The sequence below is a fragment of the Blautia luti genome (genome assembly GCF_013304735.1).
Classification (GTDB): domain Bacteria; phylum Bacillota; class Clostridia; order Lachnospirales; family Lachnospiraceae; genus Blautia_A.
In genome coordinates this window covers 19,639-32,286 of sequence record NZ_JAAITI010000038.1, presented here as the reverse complement: position 1 = coordinate 32,286, position 12,648 = coordinate 19,639, and the positions used below count along the sequence as shown (strand labels likewise).

General features: G+C 46.3%; 11 protein-coding genes. 1 reads left to right on the top strand and 10 read right to left on the bottom strand.

Translation table 11 applies throughout. From position 1 onward, the window contains the following. Positions 1-125: 125 nt before the first annotated feature. The 4 genes from rny to uraA all read right to left on the bottom strand — a co-directional run bounded on the left by rny (position 126) and on the right by uraA (position 4,796). Entirely contained in the window at positions 126-1,685 is a 1,560-nt protein-coding gene (gene rny, locus G5B06_RS15480) for a ribonuclease Y (protein ID WP_021976878.1), read from the bottom strand. 140 nt (positions 1,686-1,825) lie between these two features. Next, positions 1,826-2,314 (bottom strand): regulatory protein RecX, encoded by a 489-nt coding sequence (locus tag G5B06_RS15475; RefSeq protein ID WP_173772461.1) that lies wholly within the window; start codon positions 2,312-2,314, stop codon positions 1,826-1,828. Between the two features lie 3 nt (positions 2,315-2,317). Then, entirely contained in the window at positions 2,318-3,370 is a 1,053-nt protein-coding gene (gene recA, locus G5B06_RS15470) for a recombinase RecA (RefSeq protein WP_118062123.1), read from the bottom strand. A 175-nt stretch (positions 3,371-3,545) separates the two neighbouring features. Further along, positions 3,546-4,796, bottom strand: coding sequence for a uracil permease (gene uraA, locus G5B06_RS15465; RefSeq protein WP_118062122.1), 1,251 nt, complete (start codon positions 4,794-4,796; stop codon positions 3,546-3,548). A gap of 187 nt (positions 4,797-4,983) precedes the next feature. Between uraA and pepT the strand changes: the two genes are divergently transcribed. After that, the gene (pepT, locus tag G5B06_RS15460) at positions 4,984-6,210 is read left to right on the top strand and encodes a peptidase T (RefSeq protein WP_173772459.1); all 1,227 of its coding nucleotides are present in this window, start codon (positions 4,984-4,986) and stop codon (positions 6,208-6,210) included. Between the two features lie 165 nt (positions 6,211-6,375). On the opposite strand, the gene G5B06_RS15455 is transcribed toward pepT, so the two are convergent. The 6 genes from G5B06_RS15455 to G5B06_RS15430 all read right to left on the bottom strand — a co-directional run bounded on the left by G5B06_RS15455 (position 6,376) and on the right by G5B06_RS15430 (position 12,447). Next, positions 6,376-8,001 (bottom strand): putative polysaccharide biosynthesis protein, encoded by a 1,626-nt coding sequence (locus G5B06_RS15455; protein WP_021976883.1) that lies wholly within the window; start codon positions 7,999-8,001, stop codon positions 6,376-6,378. A 15-nt stretch (positions 8,002-8,016) separates the two neighbouring features. After that, positions 8,017-8,691, bottom strand: coding sequence for a uracil-DNA glycosylase (gene ung / locus G5B06_RS15450; protein ID WP_021976884.1), 675 nt, complete (start codon positions 8,689-8,691; stop codon positions 8,017-8,019). A 21-nt stretch (positions 8,692-8,712) separates the two neighbouring features. Further along, positions 8,713-9,471, bottom strand: a complete 759-nt coding sequence (hisF, locus tag G5B06_RS15445) for an imidazole glycerol phosphate synthase subunit HisF (RefSeq protein ID WP_021976885.1) — start codon at positions 9,469-9,471, stop codon at positions 8,713-8,715. Between the two features lie 2 nt (positions 9,472-9,473). Continuing rightward, a complete protein-coding gene (gene hisH, locus G5B06_RS15440) occupies positions 9,474-10,106 on the bottom strand; it encodes an imidazole glycerol phosphate synthase subunit HisH (protein ID WP_021976886.1) in 633 nt (210 codons plus the stop codon). 146 nt (positions 10,107-10,252) lie between these two features. Further along, entirely contained in the window at positions 10,253-11,770 is a 1,518-nt protein-coding gene (locus G5B06_RS15435) for a sensor histidine kinase (protein WP_021976887.1), read from the bottom strand. Next, positions 11,767-12,447, bottom strand: coding sequence for a response regulator transcription factor (locus tag G5B06_RS15430; protein ID WP_173772457.1), 681 nt, complete (start codon positions 12,445-12,447; stop codon positions 11,767-11,769). Before G5B06_RS15430 ends, G5B06_RS15435 begins: the two co-directional genes overlap by 4 nt. Positions 12,448-12,648 lie beyond the last annotated feature (201 nt).

The window sequence follows — 12,648 nt, the reverse complement described above, 5'->3', positions numbered from 1 at the left end:
TATCTGGGCATGTTCGGGACTTACACCCGTTAGAGCGCGCCCATGGCGCGCAAACGCAAAAAAGCCGGCCAGCTATTAAAGCTGTCCGGCTTTCATTATTTCCAGAGTATTCTGTGAGCGAAAGCTTATTTTGCGTAATCAACCGCTCTGCTTTCACGGATCACATTAACCTTGATCTGTCCCGGATATTCAAGTTCTGCTTCGATCTGCTTTGCAATGTCTCTTGCAAGGAGAACCATATCTGCATCACTTACGTGATCCGGTACAACCATAACACGAATTTCTCTTCCTGCCTGAATAGCAAAAGATTTTTCTACGCCCTTGAACTCATTGGTGATATCCTCGAGCTGTTTCAGACGATTGGTATAGGTTTCCAGTGTCTCTCGTCTTGCACCAGGTCTTGCCGCGGAAATCGCGTCAGCAGCCTGTACAATACAAGCGATAAGAGATTCCGGTTCCACATCGCCATGATGGGACGCAACTGTGTTGATAACGATCGGGGATTCCTTATATTTCTTACAGAGATCCACGCCAATCTGGATATGAGAACCTTCCACCTCATGATCAATGGATTTACCAATATCATGAAGAAGTCCGGCACGTTTGGCCATACGCACATCCACACCGATCTCTCCTGCGAGAAGTCCGGAAAGCTGTGCAACCTCAATGGAATGCCTCAAAGCATTCTGACCATAACTGGAACGGAATTTCATACGTCCAAGAAGTTTCAGAAGTTCCGGATGGATTCCATGAACACCCACATCCATGGCTGCTGTCTCACCGTCTTCACGGATCTGTGTTTCCACTTCTTTCTGGGCTTTCTCCACCATCTCTTCAATTCTTGCCGGATGAATACGTCCATCCACAATAAGTTTCTCCAGAGCCACTCTGGCGATCTCTCTACGGATCGGATCAAACGCGGAGAGAACAACTGCCTCCGGTGTATCATCAATGATCAGATCCACACCGGTAAGTGTCTCCAATGTACGGATGTTACGGCCCTCACGACCGATAATCCTTCCCTTCATTTCATCACTTGGAAGCTGTACCACAGAAATTGTTGTCTCAGATACGTGATCTACCGCACATTTTTGGATGGCATTGACCACATATTCCTTAGCTTTCTTGTTGGCTTCTTCCTTGGCTCTGTTTTCAAGCTCTTTATAGAGTCTTGCAACATCCACCTTTACGTCATCTTCTACAGATTTCAGTAACTCTTCTTTTGCCTGTTCGGAGGTAAGACCTGAAACTCGTTCCAGTTCCCGTACTCCTTTTTCCTCAAGTTCATTTACTCGTTTTTCTTTTTCTTGTAACTCGTTAAATTTCGCTGTACATTCCAGCTCACGCTTCTCCACTGCATTGGCTTTTTTGTCAACAGATTCCTCTTTTGACAAAACTCGCTTCTCGTATCTCTGCAGCTCGTTTCTCCGTTCCTTGGTTTCCCTTTCCAGTTCATTTTTAGTTCGCAGAGATTCTTCCTTTACCTCAAGTAAAGTTTCGCGTTTCTTGGTCTCTGCTGCTTTCAATGCTTCATCAAGAATATTCCTTGCTTTATCCTCTGCTGTACCTACGATTTCCGCATCCTTGCGTACTTTCTTGTCAACAGCAACCTTGCAAGTAACAGGAACTGCAATAAGTAGCGTGACTACCACAGCGACAATAACACCGATAATTGTGCCTGCCACAGGAGCACCTCCTTATTTAGTTTTCATTGTACAAATACAACAATACAAGTTTAGCTGTTTTTCACATTTATGTCAAGTTTTTCTCATGAAAAAGCCGATTTTGGTTAGCATGCATGAACTGTGACTTTTTTTGTACGGAATTATTCCATCTCGTGTTTCACACGGATGTTCATCTCATCCAGGGTATGTGAAATATCTTCGTACTTAAATGCTCTTCTGGCAAGGTAACCATAGAGTCTCCGCATCTGTCCTTCATCAAGCTCGGTATCCGGTGCATATTTCTTCTCTATGGTCTTTCGTAAAACGGCACGTTCATCAGGTTCCATAAGTTCTTCCATTTCCTCCCAGGCTTCCAGTGCAGTCTGACGGTCTACACCTTTCATCTGAAGCTCGGAAAGGATCTTCTGGCGGCTCTTGGACTCCATGCGAAAAGAAATATATGTCCTGGCATAACGGGCATCATTAATATAACCGTAAGACTTCACATAGGCAATGGCATCTTCCACTGCCTCCTGTGAAAATTCAGCCTGACGGAGTTTATCCGTCAGGCCTTTCTCTGTACGATCCATATGTTCCAGAAGCCGCATGGCTTTCTTTCTTGCCCGGTTTCGTTCTTCCGGATTCAGCATGGATTATTCCTCTTCTTCCGTATCCGCTGCCTGTGCCGCAGATTCTGCTGTTTCATCAGCCGGATCCAGATGATACTGTACACGTACCTTCTTTTCGATCTCATCACGGATCTCCGGATGCTCTCTCAGGAATAATTTGGCATTCTCACGTCCCTGTCCGATCTTGTCCCCTTCGTATGCATACCACGCACCACTCTTGTTTACAATGGAGCAGTCTGCCGCAAGATCCAGGATGTCTCCCTCTCTGGAAATACCGGTTCCGAACATAATATCAAATTCTGCCTGTTTAAATGGCGGAGCTACCTTGTTCTTAACTACCTTCACACGTGTATGGTTACCTACCATCTCACCGCCCTGCTTCAGTGTCTCCACGCGGCGGACATCCATACGGACAGATGCATAGAACTTCAGGGCACGTCCACCGGTTGTAGTCTCCGGATTACCGAACATTACGCCGACCTTCTCACGGAGCTGGTTGATAAAGATTACCACACAGTTGGACTTGCTGATAACAGCAGTCAGTTTACGGAGTGCCTGTGACATCAGACGTGCCTGCAGGCCCACATGGCTGTCTCCCATATCGCCTTCGATCTCTGCCTTGGGAACCAATGCTGCAACAGAGTCCACGATCACGATATCCACAGCACCAGAGCGCACCATGGTCTCTGTAATCTCCAGAGCCTGCTCTCCGTTATCCGGCTGTGAAATGTAAAGATTATCAATATCCACACCGATATTCTTGGCGTAAACCGGATCAAGGGCATGCTCCGCATCGATGAATCCTGCGATTCCGCCTCTCTTCTGAACCTCGGCAACCATATGTAAGGCTACGGTTGTCTTACCACTGGACTCCGGTCCGTAGATCTCCACGATACGTCCTTTCGGCACACCACCTACGCCAAGAGCGATATCAAGGCTTAAGCATCCTGTTGGAACTGCCTCCACCTGCATATGGGAACTGGAATCTCCAAGCTTCATAACAGAGCCCTTACCAAACTGTTTCTCAATATTTCCAAGGGCTGCTTCCAGCGCCTTCTGCTTCTCTTCACTGATCATTCTGCAATCTCCTATTCTTTATTCTCTTCTATCGCCAAGTTTCCTGTTTTTTCGAACCTTTGTTCGTGTTTTCTGTATTACATAGTATTATAAAACGGAATGATTGTCAAGCAGAAAAAGCAGATAGAAAGGTTTCCCTTTTTATCTGCTTTGTAAAATGAACGCCGCTTATTTTTTACTGATCGTTGGTCAGTTTCAGTTTATCCAGGATATAGAACACAAGGCTTAATGCCATGGCAACCACACACGCCAGTACCATACCTGTAAGCTCCACATTTCCAAGTTTCAGGGCAATTCCGGAAAGTCCCACAACAAAGACAACACTTGTCAGTGTCAGGTTTCTGGATTTGCTGTAATCCACGTGATTGTCAACCAGCATACGAAGTCCGGAAGTTCCGATCATTCCGTAAAGGAGGAAAGAAATTCCGCCGATAACCGGACCAGGGATAGTACTGATCAGAGCTGCCAGTTTGCCAAGGAAAGAACAGCAGATGGAAAGCACTGCCGCACCGCCGATAACCTGTACGCTGTAAACCTTTGTCACAGCCATAACACCGATGTTCTCACCGTAAGTGGTGGTCGGCACAGAACCAAGGCATCCGGAAACTGTAGTGGAGAAGAAATCCGCAAACAGGGATCTGTGAAGACCCGGATCTTTCAGAAGATTCCTTCCGACGATCTTTCCGGTTACGATCTGATGTCCGATATGCTCGGAAGTTACCAGAAGCAGTGCGGGGAAAATCGTCATGACAGCCTCAAAATTAAATTTCGGGGATGTAAAGTTGGGAAGAGCAAAAAACGCCGCTTCTCTTACCTGGGTAAAATCCAGAAGTCCGCATGCCCCTGCTGCCACATATCCTGCAATGATCGCGATCAGGATCGGAATAACAGAAAGAAAACCACGGAACAGGATCTGCCCGAATACCGCAACTCCAAGTGTCACCAGAAATACGATCACATTCTTCGGATCTACCTTTTCATCCAGAAGTCCTGCCGTGCTTGCCGCATTTCCCGCAAGTTCCAGACCGATCAGTGCAACTACCGGTCCCATTGCCGCGGTAGGAAGCACGATATCGATCCAGTCCGTTCCACACTGACGGACAATAAACGCCACGCACATACCTGCGATACCAAGTACAACGAAACCGCCAAGGGCATACTCATAACCGTACTTGCTGATGACCAGAAGTGCCGGTGAAAGAAAGGCAAAACTGGAGCCCAAGTATGCCGGTGCCTTTCCTTTTGTGATGAAAATAAAAAGAAGTGTTCCCACGCCGTTCATCAAAAGCACGATGGCCGGATTGATGCCAAAAAGGAACGGCACCAGTACGGATGCTCCGAACATGGCAAACATGTGCTGGATACTTAACGGTATCAGCATTTTTGCAGGTACTTTTTCTTCGACCTGTATGATTCTTTTTTCCACTCTCAAATCCTCCGTTTTTTATTATCCCACCGATTATAGCACAGGTTTTCTCATCGTGGGAGATTTTTTCCGCAAATATGCGTATGCTGTGTGGTATACTGTTGTTATCTCCTGGAAAACAGACGGATTCCGCAAATGCAAGTACAGTCTGTTCCGGACGAATTTTTTCAGAAAGGACTTTTCTTCTATGAAAGCATACGAACGACTTTTATCCTATGTAAAAATATTCACACCAAGCAACGAAGAAAGCACTTCCTCCCCTTCTTCCAGATGTCAGTTTGACCTGGCCCGCCTTCTTGTGGAGGAACTGAAAGGGCTTGGCATCTCTGATGTAACACTGGACGATCACTGCTATGTTTACGCGCATCTTCCGGCCACAGAAGGTCTGGAACACTGCAAAGCCCTCGGCTTTATCGCACATATGGACACAGTTTCCGATTTCTGCGACCATGCAGTCACACCTGTGATCACTGAAAATTATGATGGAAAAGATCTCCCTCTTGGTACAAGCGGCAGAACGCTTTCTCCGGAAATGTTCTCACACCTTACTTCTCTTGCCGGACGGACCCTCATCACCTCAGACGGAACCACAATCCTGGGTGCTGACGACAAGGCCGGCATTGCGGAGATCCTTACAGCGCTGGAGCATATCCTTACGGAAAAAATACCTCACGGACCTCTCTGTGTTGCATTTACGCCAGATGAAGAGATCGGCATGGGACCGGCTCACTTCAATGTAAAAAAATTCGGTGCAGATTACGCCTATACCCTGGACGGTGATACAGAAGGCGAGATCCAGTACGAAAACTTCAACGCCTGCAGTGCAAAAGTAATTTTCCAGGGCGTCAATGTCCATCCCGGTTCTTCCAAAAATACCATGGTCAATGCTGCCCTTGTTGCCATGGAATTTAATTCCATGCTCCCCTCTGCGGATACACCACGGAACACAGCGGACTATCAGGGATTTTTCCATCTGTGCTCCATGAAAGGAGATGTTTCCCGGGCTGAACTTCAGTATATTGTCCGGGATCACGATGCTGCTTCTTTTGAAGTCCGTCAGAAGACTCTTGCACATATCACCGAAATCCTCAACGAAAAATGGGGCGAAGGTACCGTGACCCTTACCATCACCCAGCAGTACCGCAATATGAAAGAGATCATTGATACCTGCCCGTGGCTGATCACCCTGGCAGAGGATGCCTGCCGTGCCTGCGGTGTCACGCCACTGATCCTGCCTATCCGTGGCGGCACAGACGGAGCCCAGTTAAGTTTCATGGGACTTCCCTGCCCGAACCTTGGAACCGGCGGACATGCCTATCACGGGCCTTATGAGCACATTACTGTTGAAGGAATGGATGCTGCTGTAGATGTTACCCTGGAGATTATAAAACTGTTTTCCCAAAGGAAAGGCTAAAAAGAAATTTCTTCAAAAACCTGAATCGCCAGAAATCTGATATAAACAAAAAATACCCACAGATCCTCCGGCCGGTTATTTTCCGGAATAAATCTGTGGGTATTTCTATACCATATAAAATTCATCTGAACCAGGTCGAATCAGACGAAGACTTCCTTGATTCGGTTAAATGATCTTCATCATTCTCGCCAGTTTCTTCATATACCTTCCACCAGGCATCATACCCAGCTCCTCTTCACCAGGCTTACTTACAAACAGATATACAATAAAGTATACACAAGCAGCCAGGATCACGGAAATACCAAGGCAGATCACATTGGAATGGATCAGTGCATACAGTCCGTAATATACCACTCCCGCAACAACTCCCATTGGGATAGATGCCAGGAACGGGCTTAAATAAGCACTTCTCCATGGATTTTTGTAACCCATGTATTTCTTGATGGAACGGTCATTAAGAAGACACATCACAACTGCATAGACGATCTGTGCGATGACGATGGTATAAACACCAAGGTTGGTAAACACCAGAAGCAGTGCCATTGCGATCACATCCGCCACCAGAGCGATGGCTGCATGGATCATCGGAAGTTTCGGCTTGCCGATTCCCTGAAGTACACCGTTGGTAATATTGGAGTTACCGTTGAGGATAATGGTAATTCCTCCCAGGATCAGAAGCTGTCCGCCAACACCGTTGGTTCCCGGGAAGATCAGTCTTGTGATCGGTCCGGAAAGAACCGCAAGACCTACTGCCGCCGGAATGGAGATCAGCATGCTGATCCATGTGGCACGGTCTGTTTTCATATTGGCGCCTTCGATATCATGCATGGCATAATGTGCAGAAACCTCTGGAATCATGGAAGTCGGCGCCGTACTTGCCAGGGTAAGCGGGATATTGATCAGTGTCATATAATATCCGTACTCGGAATACAGGGTCTGGATCACGTCTTTGGCAGCGCCTTTGATGTCCATAATACCGGAATACATATAGCTGTTGATATATCCGTTTACGTTGTAGATAAATGCGCTGAGAATGATCGGCATGATGATAAGCACGATATTACTCATTACATGTCCCATGCTCTCATTCACAGAGTGATGGTCATTAGCGATCCTTTTTCGAATGATCTTACGGTTTACCCCGTAGACGATCAGCATAAAGATCAGAGCGGACGCCACACCGGCACCGGTACCCATGGTAGCACCTGCCGCACCCCAGCGATGGACCAGATCCATATCTCCCGTTGCGGAGAAGTGCTGAATAAATACATGTGACATCAGAAGCGCAAAGGTTGCCACAAAAATCTGTTCAATAATCTGTGAGATCGATGTCGGCATCATATTGCGGTATGCCTGGAAATATCCGCGGAATACACCGCACAGACCAGACATGAAAATTGTAGGCGCAAGCATCTGCAGTGCCAGACGGGCATTTGCCATACTGTCCGGAACCAGGATTCCCGCACCAAATACACAGACAAGTGCCACAATGCCGCCGGCAACTGCCGCATAGATCAGAGCACCATAAAATACTTTCTGTGCATCTTTATATCTGTGAAAAGCGATCTTTTCCGCCATGATCTTGGATACCGCCTGTGGAATACTGAAAGACGCGATCATCAGCAGAATGAAATATACATTCTGTGCAAACTGGAAAAGTGCAAAACTCTGGCTTCCCAGTGTGGTTGAAAGCGGGCTCTTGTACAGCATTCCGATGATCTTGGAGATCAGCGCCGCAACCATAAGAAAAGAGGCGTTTTTCACAAGTGTGTTATCGTTTTTTTTACCCATTTTACTTTCCTTAACTTAAATATTCTCGATCTGCCAGTCAATGGGTTCTTCCCCGTTGGCTTTCAGAAATTCGTTGGCCTTACTGAAATGTTTGCATCCGAAAAATCCCCGGTAAGCAGAAAGGGGGCTTGGATGTGGTGCTTCCAGGATCAGATGCTTCGGATTGTGAAGCATGGATGCTTTCATCTGGGCAGGCCGGCCCCAGAGAAGAAATACGATTGGACGGTCCTCCTCGTCCAGGATCCGGATGGCGGCATCGGTAAACTGTTCCCAGCCGATCCCCCTGTGGGAATTGGCCTGATGGGCACGGACTGTCAGCACTGTGTTTAAAAGAAGCACGCCCTGTTTTGCCCATTTTTCCAGATTGCCGTTGTTTGGGATGTAACATCCCATATCATCCTCAAGTTCTTTATAAATATTCACCAGGGATGGCGGTGTTTCCACACCTTTTTTTACGGAAAAACAAAGCCCGTGGGCCTGTCCGTCATTGTGATAGGGGTCCTGTCCCAGGATCACAACCTTCACCTGATGCAGCGGCGTAAAATGAAACGCATTGAACAGATCTTCCGGAGGCGGAAAAATCTTTCTTGTTCTGTATTCTGTCATCACGGTTTTATAAAGTTTGGCATAGTAAGGCTGGTGAAACTCACCTTTCAGCGCCTCCTGCCAGTCTCCCGCTATAGGAGCCATATCCTTCACCTCTCATCCAACTTATCTTCTCACGGAAATTCCTTTTTCCGCAAGGTAATCCTTCACTTCCCGGATCTCCAGTTCTTTGTAGTGGAACAGAGATGCTGCCAGTGCCGCGTCTGCTCCGCCTTCAGTCAGTGCATCATAAAAATGCTCCAGAGTTCCGGCACCACCGGAAGCGATCACCGGAATGGAAACCGCATCTGCAACAGCTCTTGTAAGTTCAATATCATATCCTGCCTTGGTTCCGTCACAGTCCATGCTGGTAAGAAGGATCTCACCTGCGCCAAGTTCTTCCACCTTCTTTGCCCATGTAAGAGCATCGATACCGGTATCCAGTCTTCCGCCATGTTTGTAGATATTCCAGCCGCCATCCGGCCTTCTCTTGGCATCAATGGCAACTACCACACACTGGCTTCCGAATTTCTGTGCAGCCTCATGGATCAGCTCCGGACGGTCGATGGCTGCGGAATTTACAGAGATCTTATCTGCACCTTCACGGAGAAGTTTCCGGAAATCATCCACAGTACGGATTCCTCCACCTACGGTAAAGGGGATAAATACATTGGCAGCAACAGCTCTTACCATATCTACCACCGTATCACGCTCTTCACAGGAAGCCGTGATATCAAGAAAAACAAGCTCGTCCGCACCGGCTGCGTCATAAGCTTTGGCAATTTCCACCGGATCTCCGGCATCTTTCAGATCAACAAAATTCACGCCTTTTACTACACGTCCTTTATTTACGTCCAGACATGGGATAATTCGTTTTGTAAACATGATTATGCCTCCTCCTTTCCGGTGCCTGCCTCAAGTGCCGCAAAATTCTCAAGGATCTTCAAGCCCCACCGGCTGCTTTTTTCCGGGTGGAACTGGCATGCAAATACATTCCCCTTCTCCACAGATGCGTGAATACATGTACTGTACTGCGTGGTGGCTTTCACGATCTCTTCATCTTCTGCCTGAAGATAATAGGAATGTACAAAGTAAACGTATGTGTTTTCCGGAATATCTTTAAATAATCTTCCGCTGTTCTGAAGATGCAGGGAATTCCATCCCATATGCGGGATCTTCAGTCCCGGGCTTGGCGGGATCCGTAAGATCTTTCCCTTCAGGATTCCAAGGCCTTCCACTCCCTGAGTCTCATCACTGCTCTCAAAAAGCAGCTGCAGTCCAAGACAGATTCCAAGAAACGGAGTTCCTTTTTCCACGATCTCATGTATTACCGGAACAAGTCCGTACTTATTGAGATTCTCCATAGCATCGCCAAAACTTCCAACACCTGGAAGAATTACTTTATCTGCTTTCAGAAGCACCTGGGGATCTCTTGAGACGACAGTCTCCTGTCCCAGATACTGAAGTGCTTTTTCCACACTTTTTATGTTTCCTGCATCGTAGTCAATGATTCCTATCATAATAATGCTTCCTCCTGCTCTTTTGTATCTCGATATTCCTCTCTCACCTTCGATTTACATTGATTTAGTATAACGCAAAAACAGGCGGTTGCAAAGACTTTTCTCTGCTGCCGCCCGTTTTTTCGCATTATCACACTAAAGTTTCATTATTTCCGATCCAGGGTAAACCAGAATTCCACACCATTGTCAAAGTTCTGCACGCCGTATTCCTGGTTCATGCTTTCCATGATAGCTTTTACAATGGACAGACCGATACCGCTTCCACCGTATTCCCTGGTTCTCGCTTTATCAACTTTATAAAATTTATTCCAGAGATTTGGCACATCTGCCTCAGGGATCGGAGTTCCTGTGTTAAATACACTGATCTTCACACGGTTATCCTCATCCTGAAGTTTGATCTCGATCTCTTTCTCACCATCCAGATGATTCAGGGCATTGCTTACATAGTTTGTCACAACCTCTTCGATCTTAAACTCATCGGCCCATACATAAACCGGCTTCTCCGCCTCAAAGATCACGTTTGCCTCTTTCTGTCCGATCATGATATTCATGGTCTGGAGCACACCCCGGATCAGGGATACGATGTCAAACCTCTCCATCACAACTGCGTCTTTACCAGATTCCAGCTGATTCAGCGTAAGAAGATTTTTTACCAGCTTATTCATCTTGGAGGCTTCATCCATAATAACGTCGCAATAGAACTCTCTGCTCTCAGGGTCATCGGAAATGTTTTCTTTTAAACCTTCTGCATAGCCCTGGATCAGCGCGATCGGAGTTTTCAGCTCATGGGATACGTTATCCAGAAATTCTTTTCGCATCTTGTCGATCTTGATCTTATCCTCAATGTCCCGCTGGAGTTCATTGTTTGCGGATTTCAGTTCACTGATGGTTGTTTCAAGCTGTGAAGACATCCGGTTGAAATTATCCCCCAGAACATCGATCTCATTGCCTACTTTGCTCTCATATTTTGCCTCAAAATCAAGATCTGACATTTTTTTTGAAAGATCTGTCAGTTCGCTGATGGGGCGGGTGATCCGTTTCGTCACCAGCATGATCATAAGACCACTCACTACAATAATCGCAAGTCCAACCGCAAAATAAAACTTATTGGAAATGTTTGCGCTCTCACGAATGCTCTCAAGTGGTGTCCTTATAATAAAATAATGTTCATCATCCAGCTGTCCCCAGCATTCCACATAATCCATTCCTGCAAAACGGTCATGAGACTGCTGGATCGTATAATTGTCTCCCTGTTTCAGAGTCCGGCTCTTGTCCCCATCCTCATCCAAATCGTAGACATATCCGAACAGTTTGCTTTGAAGCATTTTTTCATTTTCGCCCCAGGAAAGCCAGCTGGTATTGCTGCTGTCAATGATAACCCAGGAAAGATTGTTTCTGGAGCAGGCTCTCTGGATCTCATCAGGGATACTCTCCGAACCTTCGGAGCTGTCACTGTTCATCATCTTGTCAATGTCTGTATTTTCCAGCGTTGTACGGAGATCAAGAAGTACATCGATTTTTTTTGTCACATAATATTTTTCAAGGAAAGCTCCGTTGATCACGGTGATAGTCAGAATGGACAAAAACAGCAGTCCGATAAAATATGCGGTGATCTGATGGCGTAAACTGTGGATTTTTTTTAGTTTTTTTTCTGGCTTTTTCATTCTCCTACCTCAAACTTGTAACCCATACCCCAGACTGTCTTGATGTACTCTCCTTTGTCGCCCATTTTACTTCTCAGTTTCTTTACATGGGTATCAATGGTTCTGGCATCACCAAAGTAATCATAATTCCATACAGAATTAAGAATTTTTTCTCTGGAAAGGGCGATTCCCTCGTTTTCCAGAAAATAAGTCAGAAGCTCAAATTCCTTGAAGCTTAAATCCATCGGTTTACCGTCCACTGTTGCCTGATGTGCTGCCTTGTCGATGACAATACCGCCTGCGGAAAGTACCTCATCCGGGTTGCTCTGTCCGGTTCTTCGAAGGATGGCTTCTACACGTGCCACCAGGATCTTTGGACTGAACGGTTTGGAAATATATTCGTCTACGCCAAGTTCAAATCCCAGAAGTTCATCACGTTCATCCCCTCTTGCTGTCAGCATAATGATGGGAACTTTGGAATTCTTACGGATCTCACGACATACTTCCCAGCCGTCCATCTTCGGCATCATCACGTCCAGGATCAGCAGTGCAATGTCTTTTTCTTTATAAAAAATATCCATGGCTTCCTCACCGTCACCGGCTTCCAGTACCTGGAAATTCTTTTTGGTAAGGAAATCTTTTACCAGTTTTCTCATTCTGCTCTCGTCATCTACTACAAGAATCTTTAATACGTCCATTCTATCTTCCTCCGTTTCTCAAGTGCTGTTCCGGACAGTTATTTTCAGTCCGAAATGCTCTGTGTTATCCCACTTTCACAGAAAACAAATTTCTTCTCTGCTTCCCGTTCATTCTAAAGCGGATCTTCCCGTTCCGCTTTGCTATATGCTCATAATATATCACAGGTTTGTGTTGTGTGTGTGAACGTAATTTCATTTTTT

Coding starts and splice junctions, on each gene's coding strand:
- G5B06_RS15475 (WP_173772461.1), bottom strand. CDS start 2,314: ATGCTGAATCCGGAAGAACGAAACCGGGCAAGAAAGAAAGCCATGCGG.
- recA (WP_118062123.1), bottom strand. CDS start 3,370: ATGATCAGTGAAGAGAAGCAGAAGGCGCTGGAAGCAGCCCTTGGAAAT.
- pepT (WP_173772459.1), top strand. CDS start 4,984: ATGAAAGCATACGAACGACTTTTATCCTATGTAAAAATATTCACACCA.
- G5B06_RS15455 (WP_021976883.1), bottom strand. CDS start 8,001: ATGGGTAAAAAAAACGATAACACACTTGTGAAAAACGCCTCTTTTCTT.
- ung (WP_021976884.1), bottom strand. CDS start 8,691: ATGGCTCCTATAGCGGGAGACTGGCAGGAGGCGCTGAAAGGTGAGTTT.
- hisF (WP_021976885.1), bottom strand. CDS start 9,471: ATGTTTACAAAACGAATTATCCCATGTCTGGACGTAAATAAAGGACGT.
- hisH (WP_021976886.1), bottom strand. CDS start 10,106: ATGATAGGAATCATTGACTACGATGCAGGAAACATAAAAAGTGTGGAA.
- G5B06_RS15435 (WP_021976887.1), bottom strand. CDS start 11,770: ATGAAAAAGCCAGAAAAAAAACTAAAAAAAATCCACAGTTTACGCCAT.
- G5B06_RS15430 (WP_173772457.1), bottom strand. CDS start 12,447: ATGGACGTATTAAAGATTCTTGTAGTAGATGACGAGAGCAGAATGAGA.